This is a genomic window from Sinorhizobium sp., assembly GCF_059070375.1.
Genome location: NZ_JCACWC010000003.1, coordinates 503,214 through 524,426, shown reverse-complemented (window position 1 = coordinate 524,426; position 21,213 = coordinate 503,214). Strand labels below are relative to the sequence as shown.

Annotated in this window: 14 protein-coding genes; 9 read left to right on the top strand and 5 right to left on the bottom strand. The window is 65.2% G+C overall.

Translation table 11 applies throughout. The features are described from left to right. Positions 1-8: 8 nt before the first annotated feature. Complete coding sequence (locus AC5J09_RS14525) at positions 9-623, bottom strand: FecR domain-containing protein (protein ID WP_494297881.1); 615 nt, start codon at positions 621-623, stop codon at positions 9-11. Between the two features lie 197 nt (positions 624-820). Here AC5J09_RS14525 and AC5J09_RS14520 point away from each other — a divergent pair, with 197 nt between their 5' ends. The 9 genes from AC5J09_RS14520 to AC5J09_RS14480 all read left to right on the top strand — a co-directional run bounded on the left by AC5J09_RS14520 (position 821) and on the right by AC5J09_RS14480 (position 10,499). Then, on the top strand, positions 821-1,294 hold the full coding sequence (locus AC5J09_RS14520) for a sel1 repeat family protein (protein ID WP_379941536.1): 474 nt from the start codon (positions 821-823) through the stop codon (positions 1,292-1,294). A 111-nt stretch (positions 1,295-1,405) separates the two neighbouring features. Continuing rightward, on the top strand, positions 1,406-2,212 hold the full coding sequence (gene spdA, locus AC5J09_RS14515) for a 2', 3'cyclic nucleotide phosphodiesterase SpdA (RefSeq protein WP_338277916.1): 807 nt from the start codon (positions 1,406-1,408) through the stop codon (positions 2,210-2,212). 58 nt (positions 2,213-2,270) lie between these two features. Continuing rightward, positions 2,271-2,585 carry a YkgJ family cysteine cluster protein gene (locus AC5J09_RS14510; RefSeq protein WP_100669707.1) on the top strand — a complete coding sequence of 105 codons (315 nt, stop codon included), beginning with the start codon at positions 2,271-2,273 and terminating at the stop codon, positions 2,583-2,585. Between the two features lie 182 nt (positions 2,586-2,767). Then, positions 2,768-6,469 carry a trifunctional transcriptional regulator/proline dehydrogenase/L-glutamate gamma-semialdehyde dehydrogenase gene (gene putA / locus AC5J09_RS14505; protein ID WP_494297880.1) on the top strand — a complete coding sequence of 1,234 codons (3,702 nt, stop codon included), beginning with the start codon at positions 2,768-2,770 and terminating at the stop codon, positions 6,467-6,469. 123 nt (positions 6,470-6,592) lie between these two features. Then, the gene (locus tag AC5J09_RS14500; RefSeq protein ID WP_494297879.1) at positions 6,593-7,177 is read left to right on the top strand and encodes an IMPACT family protein; all 585 of its coding nucleotides are present in this window, start codon (positions 6,593-6,595) and stop codon (positions 7,175-7,177) included. 84 nt (positions 7,178-7,261) lie between these two features. Next, positions 7,262-8,248: an aldo/keto reductase gene (locus AC5J09_RS14495; RefSeq protein WP_494297878.1), complete on the top strand. Its 987-nt coding sequence runs from the start codon at positions 7,262-7,264 to the stop codon at positions 8,246-8,248. Between the two features lie 22 nt (positions 8,249-8,270). Further along, entirely contained in the window at positions 8,271-8,702 is a 432-nt protein-coding gene (locus tag AC5J09_RS14490) for a DUF1810 domain-containing protein (RefSeq protein WP_324762822.1), read from the top strand. A 464-nt stretch (positions 8,703-9,166) separates the two neighbouring features. Next, the gene (locus tag AC5J09_RS14485) at positions 9,167-9,844 is read left to right on the top strand and encodes a methyltransferase family protein (protein WP_494297877.1); all 678 of its coding nucleotides are present in this window, start codon (positions 9,167-9,169) and stop codon (positions 9,842-9,844) included. 184 nt (positions 9,845-10,028) lie between these two features. Further along, the gene (locus tag AC5J09_RS14480) at positions 10,029-10,499 is read left to right on the top strand and encodes an aminoacyl-tRNA deacylase (protein WP_018094065.1); all 471 of its coding nucleotides are present in this window, start codon (positions 10,029-10,031) and stop codon (positions 10,497-10,499) included. A gap of 46 nt (positions 10,500-10,545) precedes the next feature. Here the strand turns inward: AC5J09_RS14480 and AC5J09_RS14475 are convergent, their stop codons facing one another. The 4 genes from AC5J09_RS14475 to AC5J09_RS14460 form a co-directional block, all read right to left on the bottom strand. Further along, positions 10,546-11,043 (bottom strand): hypothetical protein, encoded by a 498-nt coding sequence (locus AC5J09_RS14475; RefSeq protein ID WP_338277899.1) that lies wholly within the window; start codon positions 11,041-11,043, stop codon positions 10,546-10,548. A 693-nt stretch (positions 11,044-11,736) separates the two neighbouring features. Further along, a complete protein-coding gene (locus AC5J09_RS14470) occupies positions 11,737-14,913 on the bottom strand; it encodes a DUF7933 domain-containing protein (protein WP_494297876.1) in 3,177 nt (1,058 codons plus the stop codon). Further along, positions 14,910-15,167 carry a hypothetical protein gene (locus AC5J09_RS14465; protein WP_494297875.1) on the bottom strand — a complete coding sequence of 86 codons (258 nt, stop codon included), beginning with the start codon at positions 15,165-15,167 and terminating at the stop codon, positions 14,910-14,912. The genes AC5J09_RS14470 and AC5J09_RS14465 overlap by 4 nt, the downstream gene beginning before the upstream one ends. 81 nt (positions 15,168-15,248) lie before the next feature. Further along, positions 15,249-21,137 (bottom strand): hypothetical protein, encoded by a 5,889-nt coding sequence (locus tag AC5J09_RS14460; protein WP_494297874.1) that lies wholly within the window; start codon positions 21,135-21,137, stop codon positions 15,249-15,251. Positions 21,138-21,213: the final 76 nt, after the last annotated feature.

Genomic DNA, 21,213 nt, shown 5'->3' with positions numbered 1-21,213 from the left:
CATCGCCCCTACCTCAACCCGACGCTCGCATAGGCCTGACGAATCCGCACCTCTCCCCAGCGCGTCGGTTCGCTGGGAGCGGCGCCCGGGCGGCTGATATCGACGCCCTGGCCGGCCGCAACTGTCCGTGTAACGCCGCCGCCCTGAACGGACACCACGCCATGTTCAACGAAGACCGCGAACGCCGCTCGGCTCGGGCCGCAGAAGAATTTCGTTCCGCGAACGCCGATCATGCCGAAGGCGGTGCGCACCGCGACGTCCGTCTTGGGCAAGCCTTCGGGCCGGTCGAAGACCATCCGGCCCAGTCCCAACTCCAGCGTCCCGCCCTGGCCGGCGATGTAGCTGTCGATCAGGAGTTCCGTTTGCGGCCCCAGCAGGATACGCGTTTCGCTGAGGGCGAGATCGGCGAAGCTGTTGCTGCTCGTCAGGACATAATCCTTGTCGAGAACCGCACCGCCGATCGCCAGCCGTTCCTCGTCCCCGCCCTGCCGACGGCGGACGTTGCCGCGGATCTTTGCGGCCTTGCCCACGACCGGAGCTGCTACCATCGAACGGCCGCCCGATACGGCGGCAAGCAACACCCCGCCAAGAAAGATCCGTCTCCTCACGTCGAACTGCCGCATCGGCTTCTCCGCTGGTTTTCGCAGCGCTCCCTGTTCGGCCTCCGGCTCCTGACGAGGATAGACCGAGGCGTGCCCGATGCAAGGCGCATCTTGGGGTCTGCCTGAACTCACCGTTTCATCGCCTTCGCCGCTGTTTCCCGCGGAACAGATACCGGGTCGGAGCGACCCTAGAATGTACGGGCAAGAGGGAGCGCACCATGACGAAATACGTTGAATCGAGCCTTCGTACCGGCCTGCATCATCTGCTCGCGACGGCCGTGCTCCTGCCCCTCTTCGCGACCATGCCGTCCGCGGCGCGTGCAAGCGATCTCACCGCCGCCGAGCAATGCGACCGCGAGGCCGGTAGCGAATTCGATCTCGAACGCAACAGGGCTTTCCCGGCCGTTGCGACGCAGAACATCCGCATCGGAGTGGCGCTTTCCGCCTGCCGCGAGGCCTATAATCAGAACGGCGGCGCCCGGACGCAGTTCCAGCTCGCACGCGTTCTCGACAGGGCTGGACAGAAGCTGCAGTCGGCACGAATTCTCGCCGAAGCCGCCGCGAACGGCCACGCTCTGGCAATGGCAAGCTATGCCCATCTCCTCGCCGAGCGCGGCATGGCCGGTAAGTCCTCCGGCGATTTGCTGACCGTCCGGCGCTTCGCGCAGGCAACCGCGGACCGGTTGCAGTGATGGGGGCGGCAGTCCGGTCTTCCGCATAGGTCCGACCCGCCCGAAAATGCCGCTTGACGCCTGCGAGCAGGCGCAGGAGCGTGACCCGTGAGACATCAACGCGGGACGCACATGACGAAGCTCATCATTTTCTCCGACCTCCACATGGTGCCCGAAGGCGAGACGATCATCGGGCTGGACCCGTATCGGCGGCTCGCAAACGGCATCGCCCACGTCAACCGCTATCATGCGGATGCCGACCGGGTGATCTTCGCCGGCGATCTGACGCATCGGGCGGACCGCGCTTCCTACGAGCGGCTGAAGGCCCTTCTCGGCGAACTCACCCCACCGGCGGCGCTCATGATCGGCAATCACGACCGGCGCGAAGTGTTTCTCGACGTCTTCGCCGAAACGGCCACCGACGCGAACGGCTTCGTCCAGCAGGTGCTCGATTTCCCCGATTGCCGCGCGATCCTGCTCGATACGCTGTTTGCACCGCCCTACGACTATCCGGTGAGTCACGCCGGTCACCTATGCGACAGGCGGCTTGCCTGGCTCGGCCGGCAACTCGAAGAGACCGGCGGCCGGCCGGCGCTCGTCTTCATGCACCACCCGCCGCATGTCAGCGGCTTTGCCGGTATGGACATGATCCGCCTCATCAACGAAGACGACTTCTACGCCCTGGTGAAGCGGCACGGCAATGTTCGTCATATCTTCGCCGGTCATGTTCACCGCACCATCAGCGGCTCCAGTCGCGGCATTCCCTTCTCGATCTTCAAAAGCCCCGTGCACCAGCAGCCGATGCCCTTCGACACGGCGGACGCATCTCTTTCGGTGGACGAGCCGGCGGCCTACGGCATAGCGCTGGTGACCGGCGACGGCGTGCTCGTGCATACGGAAGACTACGAGATAGCAAGGCGCGACGCGGTGGGGGCGTGACCTTCCGGCGCGAGCGGCAGGCATTCCGGCGCCACCCGCTTCGTGATAGGCTGATGCCATGAGCCATTCCGTTCCCGCCAATCAGAATTTCGACTGCCAGAGCTGCGGCGCCTGCTGCGCCTATTCGGCCGACTGGCCGCGTTTTTCGCTCGAGACGGAGGAAGAGCTCGAGCGCATACCAGCAAACTATGTGGCTGCGGATCTCGGCGGCATGCGTTGCGAGAGCGGCCGCTGCACGGCGCTCGAGGGCAAGCTCGGCCGTTCCGTCGCCTGCAAGGTCTACGATATACGCCCCATCGTCTGTCGCACCTGCATGCCGGGGGATGACGAGTGCCTGATGGCGCGGGAGCAACTTTTCGGGGCTGCATGCTGACTTTCGTCCGGAACATTCGCCTGCACTCCGTATAGTTCTCCCTTTGTCTTGCCTGTCGTGGAGAAACATTCGGCCATAATGCTAATTTGCCGGATGGATGTTCGCCGATGGCACGCGTATTTTCTGCCACGACATCAGGGCGTCGATAGCGCCCGCTACCGTTCCGTGGAGGACAGCGTTCAATGAGCCCGAGCCCGCTTCAAAAAACCCCCGTCGAGGTCGCCCCGGCGCCGTTCGCCGACTTCGCACCGCCGGTCCGGCCACAGAGCACACTGCGCCAGGCGATCACGGCCGCGTACCGCCGCCCGGAAACGGAATGCCTGCCGCCGCTTCTCGAAGCGGCCACGCAATCGAAGGAAACACGGGATGCGGCCGCACGAACAGCCCGCAAGCTGATCGAGGCGCTGCGCGGCAAGCACAGCGGCTCCGGCGTCGAAGGCCTGGTGCAGGAATATTCGCTTTCCAGCCAGGAAGGCGTGGCACTCATGTGCCTTGCGGAAGCGCTGCTGCGCATTCCCGACACGGCGACGCGTGACGCGCTGATCCGCGACAAGATCGCCGACGGCAACTGGAAATCGCATCTCGGCGGCAGCCGTTCGCTCTTCGTCAATGCCGCGACCTGGGGCCTCGTCGTAACCGGCAAGCTGACCTCGACGGTCAACGACCGCAGCTTGTCGGCGGCGCTCACACGTCTCATCTCGCGTTGCGGCGAGCCGGTGATCCGGCGCGGCGTCGACATGGCCATGCGGATGATGGGCGAACAGTTCGTTACCGGCGAGACGATCCAGGAAGCGCTGAAGCGTTCGAAGGAACTCGAGGAAAAGGGCTTCCGCTACTCCTACGACATGCTCGGCGAGGCCGCGACCACGGCCGCCGACGCGGAACGGTATTACAGGGATTACGAGAGCGCCATTCACGCGATCGGCAAAGCCTCCGCCGGCCGCGGCATCTATGAAGGCCCCGGCATCTCGATCAAGCTCTCGGCGCTGCATCCCCGCTATAGCCGCGCGCAGGCCGCGCGCGTGATGGGCGAACTGCTGCCGAAGGTCAAGGCGCTCGCACTCCTCGCCAGGAATTACGATATCGGCCTCAACATCGACGCCGAGGAAGCCGACCGGCTGGAACTGTCGCTCGATCTCCTCGAGGAGCTCTGCCTCGACGGCGAGCTCTCCGGCTGGAACGGCATGGGCTTCGTCGTCCAGGCCTACGGCAAGCGCTGCCCCTTCGTTCTGGACTTCATCATCGATCTCGCCCGGCGCTCCGGGCGGCGCATCATGGTGCGGCTCGTGAAGGGCGCCTATTGGGATGCCGAGATCAAGCGGGCGCAGCTCGACGGGCTCGCGGATTTCCCGGTCTTCACGCGCAAGATCCACACCGACGTCTCCTATATCGCCTGCGCAGCCAAGCTGCTTGCCGCGACCGATGTGGTCTTCCCGCAATTCGCGACACACAATGCCCAGACGCTCGCCGCCATCTATCACATGGCAGGCAGGGACTTTCAGGTGGGCAAATACGAATTCCAGTGCCTGCACGGCATGGGTGAGCCTCTTTACGAAGAGGTCGTCGGCCGCGGCAAGCTCGATCGTCCCTGCCGCATCTATGCGCCTGTCGGCACCCATGAGACGCTGCTTGCCTATCTGGTCCGGCGCCTGCTCGAAAACGGCGCCAACTCCTCCTTCGTGCATCGCATCAACGACCCGAAGGTTTCGATCGACGAACTGATCGCCGATCCCGTCGAAGTCGTCCGCGCCATGCCGGTCGTCGGCGCCAAGCACGACAGGATCGCCTTGCCCGCCGAGCTCTTCGGCGATGCGCGGACCAATTCCGCCGGGCTCGACCTTTCCAACGAGGAAACGCTTGCGTCGCTTACGGAAGCGCTGAGGCAAAGCGCGGCCATGACGTGGAGCGCCGTGCCGCGGCTGGCAACCGGTCCCGCTGCCGGCGAGACGCGAGCGGTTCTAAATCCTGGAGATCATCGCGACGTCGTAGGCTCGGTGACCGAGACCTCGGAAGAGGACTCACGGCGCGCCGTGCGCCTTGCCGCCGAAGCGGCGCCGGATTGGGCGGCCGTCCCGCCGTCCGAACGGGCCGCCTGCCTCGACCGCGCCGCCGAGCTGATGCAGGCCCGCATGCCCACGCTTCTCGGGCTGATCATCCGCGAGGCAGGCAAATCGGCGCTGAACGCCATTGCCGAGGTGCGCGAGGCGATCGATTTCCTGCGCTACTATGCCGAACAGACGCGGCGCACGCTCGGCCCCGGCCACGGGCCGCTCGGGCCGATCGTCTGCATCAGCCCGTGGAACTTCCCGCTGGCGATCTTCACCGGGCAGATCGCCGCCGCACTCGTGGCCGGCAATCCCGTGCTCGCCAAACCCGCGGAAGAGACGCCGCTGATCGCCGCCGAGGGTGTGCGCATCCTGCATGAGGCCGGCATCCCGGCAAGCGCGCTGCAGCTTCTTCCGGGCGACGGACGCGTGGGTGCGGCGCTGGTCGCCGCAGCCGAGACTGCGGGTGTGATGTTCACCGGGTCGACGGAAGTCGCGCGTCTGATCCAGGCACAGCTTGCCGACCGCCTTTCGCCTGCCGGCCGGCCGATCCCGCTGATCGCCGAAACCGGAGGCCAGAATGCGATGATCGTCGACTCCTCGGCGCTTGCCGAGCAGGTGGTCGGCGACGTGATCACATCCGCCTTCGACAGTGCCGGCCAGCGCTGCTCGGCGCTGCGTGTGCTGTGCCTGCAGGAGGATGTGGCCGACCGCATCCTGACGATGCTGAAGGGCGCGCTGCACGAATTGCATATCGGCCGCACCGATCGTCTTTCCGTGGATGTCGGGCCGGTCATCACGTCAGAGGCGAAGGACAACATCGAGAAGCACATAGAGCGGATGCGCGGGCTCAGCCGCAAGGTCGAGCAGATCGGGCTTGCCTCGAAGACCGGAGTGGGCACCTTCGTGCCGCCGACGATCATCGAACTCGAGAAGCTTTCCGACCTTCAACGCGAGGTCTTCGGGCCGGTGCTGCACGTCATCCGCTACCGGCGCGACGATCTCGACCGGCTGGTGGACGACATCAACGCCACCGGCTATGGCCTCACCTTCGGGCTCCACACGCGCCTCGACGAGACGATCGCGCATGTGACGAGCCGTATCAAGGCCGGCAACCTCTACATCAACCGCAACATCATCGGCGCGGTGGTGGGCGTTCAGCCCTTCGGCGGGCGCGGTCTTTCCGGTACCGGTCCCAAGGCCGGCGGTCCGCTTTATCTCGGCCGCCTGGTTACCACCCCACCGGTTCCGCCGCAGCACAGCTCGGTGCACACGGATCCGGTCCTTCTCGACTTCGCCAAGTGGCTCGACGGCAAAGGCGCGCGCGCGGAGGCCGAAGCGGCCCGCAACGCCGGCAGCAGCTCGGCCCTTGGCCTGGACCTGGAACTGCCCGGCCCAGTAGGCGAACGCAACCTCTATACCCTCCATGCGCGCGGCCGCATCCTCCTCGTGCCGGCGACGGAGTGCGGGCTTTACCACCAGCTCGCCGCTGCGCTCGCGACCGGCAACAGCGTCGCGATCGATGCCGCCTCCGGTCTGCAGGCTTCGCTGAAGAACGTGCCGCAAACGGTTGGCCTGCGCGTCTCCTGGTCAAAGGACTGGGCCGCCGACGGCCCCTTCGCCGGTGCGCTGGTCGAAGGTGACGCCGAGCGCGTCCGCGCCGTCAACAAGGCCATCGCCGCCCTGCCCGGCCCGCTCCTGCTCGTCCAGGCCGCATCGAGCGAGGAAATAGCCCGCAACCCGGACGCCTATTGCCTGAACTGGCTCGTGGAAGAGGTTTCCGCCTCGATCAACACGGCGGCAGCCGGCGGCAATGCCAGCCTGATGGCGATCGGCTGAACGCTCCGATTTGCCCCTCCCCAGCCCCTCCCCCTTGTGGAGAGGGGTTGGGGAGGGGTGACCTTGACGGTGACGGTGCGCCATCCGTCCGCTATGACCGCTGGAAGAATCGGGACAAAGCGGATGTTCACGCTCGAACGCATCGAGACCTCGACACAGGAAATCAAGAAGAGCCGCTTCCTCGCGATTGCCGGGCCGATCGAGGACGAACCGTCGGCCAAGACCTTCATTGCCGCCCACTCGGACACTGCGGCCAATCACAATTGCTGGGCCTGGCGCGTCGGCCAGAGCTATCGCTTCAGCGACGACGGCGAGCCGAGCGGGACGGCGGGCAAGCCGATCCTTGCGGCGATCGACGGTCAGTCGCTGGATCGCGTCGCCGTCGTCGTGACGCGCTGGTTCGGCGGCATTCTGCTCGGCAGCGGCGGACTGGTCCGTGCCTATGGTGGCACGGCGGCGCTCTGCCTGCGGGCGGCGGAGAAGATCGAGCTGATCGAGCGTCAGCGCGCCGAGGTCGCCTGCGACTTCGCCGATCTCGCGCTCATCAAGGCACGGCTGGCAGCGCGCGGCGTGTCGATCGCCTCCGAGAGTTTCACCGGCACCGGTGCGGTGCTGTCGGTCGAGATACGGCAAGACGCATTAGACGACGTGCTCGCTCTGGTGAGCGATCTCAGTCGCGGCAAGGCGCTCGTGACACTCTGCGACTGAGCCTTCATCTGCGCCACTCTCGTCATAGTTATGCCAACCACCCGGAGCTGAAGTTCCGGCAGCAAGATGGAGAGGATACATTCGATGAAAACAAGGATCTTGGGCCGAACGGGCGCCACGATTTCGGAGATCGGTTTCGGCGCCTGGCAAATCGGCGGCTCCTGGGGCGACGTCAGCGAGGATGATGGCAAGCGCGCGCTCAATGCCGCCCTCGACAGCGGCGTCACCTTCATCGACACGGCGGACGTCTATGGCGACGGGCGTTCCGAAAAAATCATCGCCGCGGTGCTGCGGGAACGGGGCGGGGAGAAACCATTCGTCGCCACGAAGGCGGGGCGCCGGCTCAATCCGCACGTGGTGGAGGGCTATACAGGCGGCAATATCGAGGCCTTCATCGACCGCAGCCTCGCAAATCTCGGCGTCGAAACGCTCGATCTCGTCCAGCTCCACTGCCCACCGCCGGAGGTCTACTACCGGCCCGAGGTCTTCGGCGCGCTCGATGGGCTGGTGACCAAGGGCAAGATCCGCCATTACGGAGTCTCGGTCGAGAAAGTCGAAGAGGCCCTGAAGGCTATCGAATATCCGGGAATCGCCACGGTCCAGATCATCTACAACATCTTTCGCCAGCGGCCACAGGACCTATTCTTCGCCGAGGCGAAAAAAAAGAATGTCGGCGTCATCGTGCGCGTGCCGCTGGCGTCCGGCTTGCTTTCGGGCAAGATCGGCAAAGATACGGTCTTTGCTCCAGACGACCACCGCAACTTCAATCGTGACGGCGAAGCCTTCGACGTCGGGGAGACCTTTGCCGGCGTGCCCTTCGACGTGGCGCTGCAGGCGGTCGACGAGCTTCGTACGCTGGTGCCCGCCAATGTGCCGATGGCGCAATTCGCCTTGCGCTGGATCCTCGCGCAGGACGCCGTTTCCGTCGTTATCCCCGGAGCCCGCAATGCCGCGCAGGCGCAGTCGAACGCCGCCGCCAGCGCCCTTGCGCCGATCGACGGCGCGACGCTCGCGGCAATCGAGGCGCTTTACGAGCGGCTCGTCAAGGTTCATGTTCATCAGCGCTGGTGATGGATGAACCGGTGAGAGGGTGATGACGAGGGAGGCATTCGATCTCGAACGCTTCGTCGCGGCGCAGGAAAGCACCTATCCGGCTGCTCTTGCGGAGCTTCGTGCCGGGGCCAAGCGGACCCACTGGATGTGGTTCATCTTTCCGCAGATCGCGGGCCTCGGCCATTCGCCGACGGCCCGATTTTATGCGCTGTCGGGCCTCGGCGAGGCGCGCGCCTATGTCGGACATCCGCTTCTCGGCCGACGTATTCTCGAATGCACGGAAGCGGTCAATGGGGTCAGGGGGCGCACCGCTCTTGAGATCTTCGGCCGGCCGGACGATCTGAAGTTTTGCTCATCGATGACGCTCTTCGAAGCGGCGGCGCCTGATGTCGACGCCTTCACCCGGGCGCTCGACCTTTACTTCGACGGCGTCCGGGACAAGAGGACGATTGAGATTCTCGGGAAGAGCTGAACCGCGCTCAAAACGATGCGGCCGCTCCCTGCGACAGGACGAGCAGGAACAGCACCGCACAGACCGTCAGGCCGGCGATGATGAGCATCAGTTCCTTCATCATATAGCGATACATCGCGTCCCTCCTTTGCGGACGGCGAGTGCTGCTCCAGCACCGCACGTCCTGTTCGACGTGCAAGGGGCTGTAGTGCTTCGCATTGCCGCATGCCTTGATCCTGAACCGGTCGAGGCCCAAGTGAAGGTGCAGCGGATCTAATATGGGAATCCGTTATGCGGCTTTAAGTTCCGCGCGAAGCACAAGTGTGTGAACGCTGGCGAGCGCCCGATGGAACGTCGCGCGCGCCCCGTTCAATCCCACTTCACCCGCCTGAGATGAGAGTTGCGAGCGCTGGCCGGAACACTATCTCCAGGAGTCCATCGCTCTAAAGCGCCCTTCATCGCACAAACTATGCAGGAGCTTGCTCATGCTTGTTAGGCTGACCGTACAGACGATCGTCTGGTTCGGGTTCATCGGAGCCGTCCTCTTTCTTTCCGCCGGAACGCTCGCCTGGCCCGCGGCGTGGAGCTACCTGTTCCTCATGCTTGCGCTTTCGTTCCTCGTCGGGCTGCTCCTTGCCCGGCACGATCCCGCGCTGCTCAAGGAAAGGCTGGCTGCCCCAATCCAGGAAGGCCAGCCCCTGGCCGACAAAGTGCTCCTTTCGGTGATCCTCCTGTTCCTTGTCGCCGGCTTCGCCTTCATGGCGCTCGATGCAGCGAGATTCAAATGGTCTTCCATGCCGGTCTGGGTGCAGGCTCTGGGTGCGCTGCTCCTCGTCCTCTCCATCGGATTCAGCTATCGGACATTGCGCGAAAACAGCTTCGCATCGCCGGTCGTCAAGGTGCAGACCGAGCGTGCGCAAAGCGTGATCACCACGGGACCCTATCGTTACGTCCGTCATCCCTTCTATACGGGCAGTCTTCTCTTCGTCGCCGCAACCTCTTTGTTCCTGGGCTCCTGGTGGGGGCTGCTCGTGGCACTCGGACTGGCGGTATTGCTCGCGATCCGGATCGGCATAGAGGAAAGGGCGCTGCGTACCGGGCTGGCCGGCTACGATGCCTATGCGGAACGCGTGCGCTACCGGCTCGTGCCCTACGTGTGGTAGCCGACCCGGCCGTTCGCCGTTGACTCCTCCGATGATGAGAGGAGAATGTCATCTTCCGCGTCACTACAGTGCCCCGCGTCCCGCCGGACGCCCGAAAGCTGCTGTAGCACTTTGAAGCGCTGCATTTTTCTCTTGAGTCTGAACGGCTTGGGGAGACTGCAGCAGGATAGGAGAGGCGCCTACGATGACGATCGCCAGGAGACTTCAGGACTATATCGACAGCGAAGGGATCACCTACGACACCCTCGCGCATCACCGTACCGCAACCACCAGTCAGACTGCCGAAGCCGCCCATGTGCCGGGCAACAGGCTCGCCAAATCCGTGGTCGTTCACCACGAGATGGGCTACGCGCTCGCCGTCGTTCCGGCCACGCATCGGGTCGAGCTCTCCACGCTGCAGGACGTCATGAACCGCCGTCTCGGCCTCGCCTCGGAGGAGGAGGTCAGCGAGCTCTTCAACGATTGCGAGACCGGAGCCGTCCCGCCCATCGGCGAAGCCTATGGCGTGCCGGTCATTCTCGACGAGAGCCTCGACAGGGCAAACGACGTCTATTTCGAGGGCGGCGACCACAGGACGCTCGTGCATATGAGCGGCACCAATTTTCGCAACCTGACGAAGGATGCGCGGGTCGCCCGGTTCAGCCACCCGTCATGATCCGTGCAGCGGCACAGGCAGACCCGATGCCGCTCAGCCTTCTTTGCTACTGCCCGACCTGCACGCGGTAGACGGTGACCAGGGTTGCGCCCGGCGCGAGAGCTTCCGCAAGCCGCCAGCGGATCTGGCGGTAATCCGATGCCTCGGCGACGACGCGGCTCTTCGTCCCGTCTGCCAGAACGACCGTCTTATAAGCCGGGACACTCTGCCAGGATTCACCCTCGATCAGCACCTCGAAGGCGGCCTTCTGCGAAACCGCCAGACCCGCATCGATGAACGAGGTGTTGGCCGGGATCGGCCCATTGATGATCAAGCCGGAAAGCGGTTCCTTCGACACGTTGCTGTAACGTCCCGTATATTGCAGGAGATCACCCGGAGCAGCCGCATCGGCCGACGAAAAGGTCTCCTTGCCGTCCTCCCCGGTCTCGACGCTTTGCGCTGCAAGGCTGGCCGACAGCGGCGCCGCCTGTTCCTGCGCGAGCACGTTCCACGAGGCCAAGGAAAGCCCGGCCGCCAAGAGCGATGATATGATCCAGTGCCTCACAGTGCCTCCGTCCGAAACGCCGTCCATCTGCCGGCTGCAGAATGGCAATACGACGCACGATCTGCCGCATGGTCTGGGCGCCGATCGCTCCCGGCCAGCGTGAATTTCACACCCGCTTAGGCCACGAAAGGCCGCTTATGAGCAAATAAGACTGTCCCCCGCGCCGCCACTTGTTTGCTTTCCTCATTCCTGTGCTTGTCACAGGAATCCAGGCAGACCAAGTCCTTGGGCTGGAAAGGCACTTCCGCGCCGCAGACGCGGCGCTGCTCTCATCCCCGTGACGAGCACAGAGATAAGGGCGGAGAGGGTGCGGTGCCTCGGCGCGTTTCATAAAAGACGTAACCTTTCATTGCGTGACAGGTTGAGCATTCCCTCGCACATCGGCAAGCGAAAGTTGTCGTGGCCGCACATCTCAATCCCTCATTCCTGTGCTCGTCACAGGAATCCAGCCAGACCAAGTCCTTGGTCTGAAAGAACGCTTCCCGCGCCGCAGACGCGGCGCTGCTCTCATCCCTGGGACGAGCACAGGGATGAGGTGAGGAGAGATTGCAGTCCTCCGAAAGCACTTTGAGCTGCTGCATGTTTTTGTCCTTTGATCGGCTACGATCAAGGGACACATGCAGTGGCGCACCGTCGGTACTCAAGGAATTCAAACGCATCGCCATGCGTGCCGACAAAACCGCTCAACAGCCCTTAATTCGCGATCCTGACCTGGAATGCGACGTTGCCCGTGGCGCCGGGGCTCATGGTTCCGGTGCAGTCCCAGCGTAGCGGGCCGGCATAGCCGATCACACCTCCGCCGGCCGGAACGGTCAGGGCGCAGCTCATGCCCGATGGCGCGACGGCGGCACCGGGCGGACCGGAGAGCCTGGTATAGGCCGGCGTCTCGTCGTGGATCGAGAGGTCGAACACCACCTCTGCCGACGGGTTGGTGAAGGCGATCCGGTATTCGAGGATGTCGCCGGGCGCGCCGGCCGAGGAGACCGCGAAGCCGCTGCCGGACGTGACGTTGCGCACCCGCTTGACCAGGCTGATCGTGCCGCCTGCCGGAACCGTGAGCACGTCGTGATCGGTGAGCGGGGCCAGCAACGCCAGCGTGCCCGAAAGCGCCGTGTCGGCGGTCACGTCGTATTCGAGGGCGGCGCCCCCGGCCGTACCGGCCGACGCCTGCACCCGCACGATCAGGCACACCTCCTCGCCCGCGGCGACGCTGACCGCTCCGGCCGCCGCGGTTTCGCCGCTGTCGAGCGTTCCCGAGCAGTCGGCATCCCGCAAGAGCGTGTAGGTGAAGGCGGACAGGGCGGGCCGGCCGATGGCATTGGCGATGGAGAAGCTGGCCGTCGCCGCGGTCGTCGCCGTATAGCGATGCGCCAGAAACACCGTGCCCCCCGGCGCCACGGTCGCCGCGCCGTCATCAGCAAGTCTCGGCTTTTCGATGACGCCGAAAAGGACGGAATGATAGTCGGTCGTGGTATTGTGGGTGAAGGCGACGGCATCGTATCCGGGCGTCGCGACCGTGCCGCCGGTATTGCCGGGCCCGCCACTGACCCCGGCAAGCTCGGCCACCGGAGCGCGCACGACGCAGACGCTGGCCCCGCCGGCAGGGCCGGCAAGCGGCAGCGAGAACGTGCCGTCGCCGGCCGTAACCGTGCCGGCATAGGTGGTGGCGCCGCAATCGGTGAAGCGGACAGGAATGTCGCCGAGGCCTGCCTCGCCAACGTCCAGTGCGGCGTTGTGGGCGGTGCCGCCGCCGGTGCCGTCGTCGCGGATGACCTGGCCGGAGAGAGTGAAGCCGACAAAGCGGTTGGTGAAGCTGCAGACGAGCCTGGCGCCGGCCCTGGCGTTGGCCGCCGGGATCACCAGCGTTCTGCCGTCGGCAACCGAGCCTATCACTTCTCCCCGGGGATTGCCGGTTTGCTGCCAGTTCTGATCCTCGCAGCGCGCCGAGCTCAGCCGCCACCCGGGCGGCAGGGCCTCCTCGATCGCGGTCGGCACGTCCGGCGCGGCGAGCGTGACCGGATTTCCGGTCACCGCGGTCCCCGGCGCCGACGTCGCAAGGCTGTAGCTTCCGTCGGTCGGAAAGCCGTTGTGGTTCGCCGCCGTGCCTTTGAAGGTGAACGTCCCCGTACCGCCCTCGGAGATCTTCGCGATCGTCACGACCGGCGTGACGGGCGTGACGCCGAGGCACTGGTCGGTCACCGTGTTTGCGAGATTGGCCGAGATCGCGGTGATATTGCCCGCACCATTGGTCGTGATTGAATTGGCGCAGGAGGCCGGGCCCTGCGACGCAGCCGTCGTGACCTGCGCCGTCACCGTGCAGCTGCTCGGCCCCGCCGTCAGGCTGCCGCCGCTCAAGGTGACCGTTTTGCCGTCGGCGCTGCCGGTGACCGTGCCGCCGCATTGCGAGGCAGCCGGTGCACTGGCGAGCGTCAATCCATTCGGCAGCGTGTCGGTGAAGGAGAGCCCGGTCTGCGCGCCCGAACCGCTCGGGTTGGTCAGCGTGAAGGTCAGCGTCGTCGCCTCGCCTTTCTTGATCGAAGCGGCGCCGAACGCTTTGGTCAGGGAGGGTGTCAGCCGGATGCTGACACACTGATCGGTTACGCCGTTCGCCAGGTTGGACGAAAGCCCGGAAAGGTTGCCCGGACCGTTGGTGGTGCTCTGATTGGGGCACGATGCCGAGCCCTGCGACGCCGCCGCCTTGACGGTAGCGGTAATTGTACAGCTGCTCGGCCCCGCTGGCAGGCTGCCACCGCTGAGGCCGATCGTGCTGCCGTCGGCGCTGCCCGAGACACCGCCCCCGCACTGGGATGCCGCCGGCGCGCCGGCCAGTACGAGACCGCTCGGCAAGGTATCTGTGAACGAGAGCCCGTTCTGCGCGGCCGCACCTGTCGGATTGGTGATGGTGAAGGTCAACGCAACGTTTTCGCCTCTCTTCACCGAACTTGCCGCGAAATTCTTGGAAAGGGACGGTTTGAGTTCGAGGATTTCGACATAGCCGTCGGCGCCCTTGCGGCCATTAGAGGAATTGGCCGCGGTCGACGAGGTGGAAGGACCCGTCGCGAACAGACTGCTTTGATTGCTTCTGCATGAGCTTCCGCCCGTCGAGGGGGTTCCGTTATCGGAGGCATTGAACGCATATCCCGAACCGGCTACGCCTCCAGCATACCCACCTCCACCGCCGCCACCGCTGCCGCCGCTGGCAGCATAACTAGCTGACGCGCCATTGCCTGAGGTGTTGCAGTTGGATTTCGATACGAACCCGCTGGCGTTTCCGCCGTTTTCGGGAGAGCGGTAGACATAGTTCGAATCTCCAGCGCCGCCGCCACCGCCGCCGCCGCCGGCCGCCTTCAGTATGTCTGTCCCATTTAGCGCGAGCGAGGTGCCGCCGCCGCCGCCGCCGCCATAGGTGCCCCCGCTTATGATCGCTCTCCCGCCGCCATCGCCGCCGCGGCCCACGCCGGTGCCTCCCTTTGCGTAATTGTCCGGCAGAAAGCCGCCGTCGCCGCCGCGCGCAACAGTACCGCTGATCTTGTCGCCGGGGACAACGTTCACGATGGCATCGATGATATGGGCGGCGCCGCCCCTGCTGTAGCCGGTATCGATAAACTCGTTACCCGCGCCGCCGACACCGCCGACCACCCGTACCTTCACGCGGGTCACGCCGGGCGGGACCGTGTAGGTGTACGATCCGGGGCCGAAGGTCTCTGCCTGCGCCAACGTCACGAGTGCCAAAAAGTCGACGGAGGCGAGTGCCGCGATCGCACATGCAGAGACCACCCGCGCCGCGCCCCACAACCAGGAGCCCGGCGCACGGCCCTCCCTTGCGGCAAAGCGCGCCAACCGGGGGACAGCTGCGAACCCCGCGATCATATCAGAACCCGCCCGCTGCCCGGCAACGTCTCACGGAAGCAGGCGAAATATACCCGGGAGCCGTCATTGACGAGAAAGACCGTTGCACTTTTGGCAAAACGGGGCAGAGAGATCATCAAGAATTGCTTTCCTTCCGCATGGTTCATCCGGTTCGCGATCCTGACCTCAATTCCGACGTCGCCGGTGCCGAACTGCTCGGCGCGCGCCGGTCCGCCGGGCGCAAGAAGCTGCGCCGAGGCGGCAATCGCCCACATCGTTGCCCCCGTATGGTATCCGTCTGCAGCGGGACGGGCGGAGGCTCTCGCCCGGAAGCCGGTTTCCGAGTGCCCGGAGCATCACCTGCTCTCCCCTTCGACCGGCACCGTCAAACCCGCACGGTCGAAAAAGCCCCAGAGCGAATCGTCGAGCTTGATCGAGAGCCGGATATAGGGGCCAGCCGTATAAATTTCGGAGACGCTCGAGGCATTCACCTTCGTAAGGTTATAGCCTGCGGCGAGGATCACGTTCTTCGCCGGCACGAAGCCGATCTCCGCTCCGACGCCGCTGTGGCTCTGACCGGTGAGGGGATCGTAGAAGAGCGTGCCGTTGAAGCCCAGCCGCAGGCGCAGCTCATCCTCCAGTTCGAAGTCCCGCTCGACACCCGTTTGCGCGAGGAGGACGAAGGTGTCACCGGTCACGTCGCCGACCGACTTCGCCTGGAACTGCCCGGCCTGCTTGGCTGTGATGCGCATATCCGTGCCGAGCGCCCAGGAACCGGCGGCCGACCAGTAGGCCGTGTCGGCATCGATATCGGTGGCGAAGTCGCGCTCCACCCTGATGCCGCCGAGGAACAGGGCGTCGATGCTCTCCTCATCTGGCCTGAGCGCGGCGCCGATGCGCAGGTGATCGCGCAGGCGCTGTTGCGTGTCGGTGTCCGCCGTGGCCAGGCGGTTTTCGACGGCCCAGGTCCACTCGCCGGCCCGCTGGCTCCAATATTGCTGGCCATAGGCCGTATAGCCACCGTCCTTGAAGGACAGTTCGGCACCGAGGGCAAGCCGGGCGTTTCCGTCGCGGAGCGTTGCGAGGTAGCCGGCCGCAAGCGTGGTCTGCGGCGTGTCCTCGTCGTCGTCCACGCCGAAAGGCAGCCCGATCAGTTCGTCGAGATCGTAGGGCTGGAAGCGCTCGATGCTCGCATAGACGCGCGTGTCCTCGCCAGCGATCCAGCCCGGCAGATCCCAATGGCCGATCTCCCAGTCGCCGGCGACACCGCCCGCGAAGCCGGTCTGCGAACCGCCGCGCATCTCCCCAAAAGTCTTCACGTCGTCGTTGAGACGGTATTCGACGCCGGTCTTCATCGTTCCGGTCGCACCGTCGGCGCTGGAGAAATCGAGAAATTCCGATCCGCTCGTAGCCCAATCGACGCCCGTATAGATCTTCACGCGCTCGTTCACCTGATAGGATGCCTCCAGGAGAGCACGCAGGTGCGAGAAGTCGGTGAGGTCTGCCTCGACCTCGCCTTTGAGGGCCAGGCTGGGCAGGGCAGCCGGGCTCCACTCGGCTCCGAGAACGCCCGAGGGAACGGACCGCGGCTCCTCGCCGTCGCCCGGTTCGAGGCGGACGATGCGCATGCCGGCAGAGACGGTAAGCTCGGGATTGATCATCCAGCTCGGCAGCACCTCGACACCGAAGCGTTCGTTGCCCGAAGGCATCTGCTGGTCGTAGAGCGCCGACGTCGTGATCTTGAGGCGGGGCGAGACGTTCCAGTCGGCCGACACGTTCACCTCGGCACTGCCGGGGGAGAGAGACGAGCCCTCGGCGAAATCCTCGTCGGCCCGGGCGGCGCCTACGCGGAGCGTGACACGCTCTCTCTTGACCTCGTAGCCGAGGCGCGAAGCAAGGCCGTTCTCGCCATCCTTGTCGACGGTTTGCGCTACTTCGACCTCGGCTTTTCCGTAGGTGCCGAGATCGGCCGAGACATATCCCGCGCGCACGGTGCGGCGATCGTCGAAGCTGCGCTCCGCTTCGGAGCGTATTTCGCGGTAACCGACGGCGATGCGGTCGTTCACCCTGTAGCGGGCCTCTCCGGCATAGACCCAGTAGGGGTCGCCGTCCGTCTCGAGTTCGTAGGTGACGCGGATGAAGTTCGGGTTGCCGTCGCCGTCGAAAGCCGGGACCGGCGCATTGAAGATGATCGAGTTGCCGAAATAGTCCAGCCGATAGTCGTCGAAGCGCTTGAGGAGCACGGTATCGACGACCACCGAGGGCTGGCGCCGGTCGCGCGTGATCACCTCGACCTGTTCCGAGCCTTCCGCATAGCCCGTCAGATCCAGATCGTAGGGACCCGACAACCCCTCGGCGCGGAACTCGCGTATGACCTGGCTCTGATCCGTTCGCCCGGCGAAGAGATCGATGGTGACGGGACCGGCTTCGACATGGGCCCGGGCACCGGTCAGCAGCCTGCTATGGGAGCCGAGCTGAAACTCGCTCGCCTGCGGAGAGATGTCTATGTCGCCGTAGAGAACGTAGTTGAGACCCTTCTCGACTTTCACGTAGAGCCGGGAGCGGGACTGGGCGTCATAGCCGCGCTCCGACGCGTCGCCGTAAACGGGATAGTATCGCTCGGGATCGATGTCGCGGAACAGCCGCTCCTCGGTGTCGAGATCACCGTCGTAACGCAGCGTCAGCAGAGCATCGCCCTTGATCTTGCCCTGCAGATAGAGCTCGCCGTCCACGCCGGTCGTGACGCCGTCGAAGCCCTCCAGTCCCGTGGCGGGCTCGACGCTGCCGGGCAGCCGGACCACGCCCTCCACGACACCGGCGATGATCCTCCTGCTGTCGTCGGCCAGAAGCTTGACCTCGGACTCGAAGCGGCCGAGGCCGTTGCGCACGGCGATCCTGTGCGTGCCGGAGAGCGCCGGCGGATAGTAGTCGACAAGTGCCTCCCCCTTGTCGACGAATATCTGAACCCCCGGCTCGGTCGTGCGGATGTCGTCGGCTCCCCACCGGCCCTGACCGGACGCCTCCAGCGTCACGTCCATGGAGGCCTCGGTGGCCACGCCCTCGGCATCGACGAAGCGGATCAGGACCGGGATGGGCGAGGCCGGATCGGCGAAGGCGGCGGGCGGCGCGACGAGTTCGATCCTCGCCGGGCGGCCCGCCGCAAGGACCGTGATTTCCCTGCGCCCGCGGACATTGCCGAAAGGATCCGAGAACGTGGCCTCGAGCGTGTTGCGGCCGCCTTCGAGACGGACCGCGACATATTCGGCCGCCTGAACGCCTCCTGCCGAATAGACGACGCGCTGACCGACCTGTCCTTCGGAAACCGGCTTGCCGTTGAGGTTGAGCCCGAGCTTGCCCTCAGCCGGCCCCTTCACGCGGATGGAAACGATATCGCTGTTGAGCAGGCTGTCGGACTCCAGGTCGAGAAAGCCGAGCTCGGCGGACAGTCCTTTGATCTCGGCCTCCAAATCGCGCGTGCGTTCGAGAGCCAACGCTTTCGGCGTGCCGGTGTCCACGGCCGCGGGCGGCCTGCCGTTCTCGGACCGGTCCCGCGCGACGATCTGCGTTTCGGTGTTCTTCGTCGCTTCGCCGCGGGACGACGAAAGGCGCCCGAAGTAGTCGACCCACTCCTCGCCCCCGAGTTCCAGCCGTTCCGGAACCGGAGCATTCCCGTCCGGATCCACATTTTCGGCATAGGCCTGCCTGCGGGCTTCGAGTTCGGCGAGAACCTCGTCGCGGCTGACCCCCTTTCGGGGCGTGACCGCGAAATATTCGCTCGCCACCTGCCCCGGCAGCATGCGCAGATAGCGGCTGCGGGGGCTCAGCGCGTCGCGCGCCGACGTCGAGCGGGATTCGACCGTCGCCGGCAGCGTGGCCGTCGAAATGGCGACGACATGCGCCCCGGGGAGCAATCCCGGCATCGAATATTTCCCTTCGATGTCGGTCACCACGCTCGCCCCGGTCGAGAATTGAAGCTTGACGCCCGGAATTCCGGGCTCCGCATGCTCGAGAGCGCCTTTCGCCGAATCCCCCCCGGCCGGCAGATAACGGTCCTGCCGCCCGTTTTCGTTGAAATCGATGTAGACTTTGCCGAGGACGACACCCTCGTCGCTGAAGACGCCGCCGTCGCGTTCGATGCGCACTACGGCGCGCGCATCATTGGAACGCACGGCCCCCCTGCCGGCCAGATGACCTGACGCATGGGCGATATTGACGAGTTGACCGCTGGCAGTCGGGTCGACGACCGCCATGTAGGTCAGCGTCACCGCACCGTTGGGTCCGACGAATCCGACGTCGAAAACGAGGTTCCGGCCCGGAAATCCCGAGACCTTGACGGGTTTGCCGTCGAGGCGGAGCGTGCCTTCCAGGTAGGTGATGCCCTTCGGCAAACCGGCGTGGATGAAGGCGTCCAAAAGTCCAATGCCGGTGGTGTTGGTCAGGGTGAGCGTATAGACCAGAATGTCGCCGGGCGCTGCGATGGCCTGGTCGACCGACTGTTCCAGCCGCAGCGCCGCGGAGCCGTCGGGATCGACCGGAATATCGACACCGGTGAAGGGGCCCGTCGTCTTGAACGGCCGCCCGTAGGAGGCATCCGGGTCCAGGTTGCGGCCCCAGGCGGGAAAGGTCGTTCGCGTCGAGGGGAAGGCCAGTCCCTCGGGCGGCAGCACCTCGATCCGGTACGTTCCTGCAGTGTCGGCAGCGCTCACGACGTAAAAGCCGCTCACATCGGACACGGTACGCTCTATCTCGGCGCCGGAGGCATTGCGGATTATGACGGTTGCGCCGGAGACCGCCGCGTTGCTGGCGGAGTGAAAGACAAAACCGCCGGGATTGACGGTAAGTACGGCGGATAGGTTTTGGCCGCCGCAGGTGGCGCTTGCGGACGCCTTCGTGCTCCGGTCCCCGGACAGGATGTTATCGCCCTCCACCGCCGGCAGCACCCGCTGGATTGGAATGAGCGTGGTGGTGAAAAGGCCGGTATTCGACCCCGTTTCCGTCGCCAGCACCGTCTCGAGATCGGCCTCCGGATCGGTGGCAATTCTGATCGGAATCCGGTCCACACCGTCCGTGATGTTGCACGCGGCCGCATCCAGCTTCAGCCGCACGTTGCTGTCGAGCGCCGCGCTCGTAATCGGCGTTCCGTCGGGTGCCGTGTAGGTCAGCGTGGCGCTGCCGCCCTCGACGGGTGTCTTGACGAGATTGGAACTTATTTTGACCCAGTCGCCACCGACCTTCTGCCAGGTGGAAGCCGTATTGAGGATCGCGCCCGGCTGGATGTTCCCGGCGACGGCGACCTCGAATTCGAGGTTGGCGGAGAAACCGGCCGGATAATCGCCCGCCCTGAAGAAGGCGACCGCGTCCACCTTCGACCTATCCCCGGGGGGCGCCTTCACGTAGCTGTGCTGCGGCTGTCCTTCGATATGATAGAGTCCGATGAAGCCGCCCGTCGCCGTCACCGCGGTGACGCGGGTGTTGAGCGGCCGCGGATCACGCACCAGAACGCCGGACGCGGGCGACCCGTCCACCCGGATGGCGTTTCCCTCTATCTCCGAGTAGCCTGGGGTGGCAATGACGCCGTTGTTTCGCAGCCGCAGGCTATAGCGAAGCGTACCGCCCGCCGGGACTTCGTCGCGGTTGGCCAATTTTTCGAGAACGAGGCCCGCGGAGGAAATGACCGCCATGCCGGTGGCCGCGCCGGCAGCGTCGCCGTCTCTTGCGCTCAGCCGCACGCCTGCCGTGTCGCCCGCCTCCCCGGCAGCCGGCGTTTCGAACTGCACGATCACGGGTAGCTCGGTGCCGGCTGCGAGCTCGATCGCCATGTCGGGCGTGAGTTCCCACTCGCCCGGGTCGGCGGCGCCGTTGCGATTCTGGTCTATGATGGCGGCGACCTCGGCGAGGTCGGCATCGTCGCCGGAAAGCTGCTCTGCAACTGCCGACGGACTGACCGCCACGTTTCCGACATTGCGGATGTAGAATGCGAACTGACCGATCGAACCGGGTGCCAGATAGACGGTCTGATCGAAGACCGTTTCGATGCTCTTCACCTCTTTGACGCGGGTGACCACGATATTGGTCGATACGGACTCCTGAATGCCCAGCTGGGCGTTGAAATACGTAACGGTCGCCCGCGCCTCGATCCGGGCCGCGGCGGGCGGAGGGGCGGAGATAGCGGCAGCCGGGAACATCGAGGCAAGCGCCGCCAGGACGACGATAAATCTGCCAAGTGCCCGATACGTTACCGGCATTGTCTTTCCGATTGTCCTCATGCAGCGACCTTCGAGCGGACGGGACCCGGCCCGCCCGCTCGATCTTCGACGAACG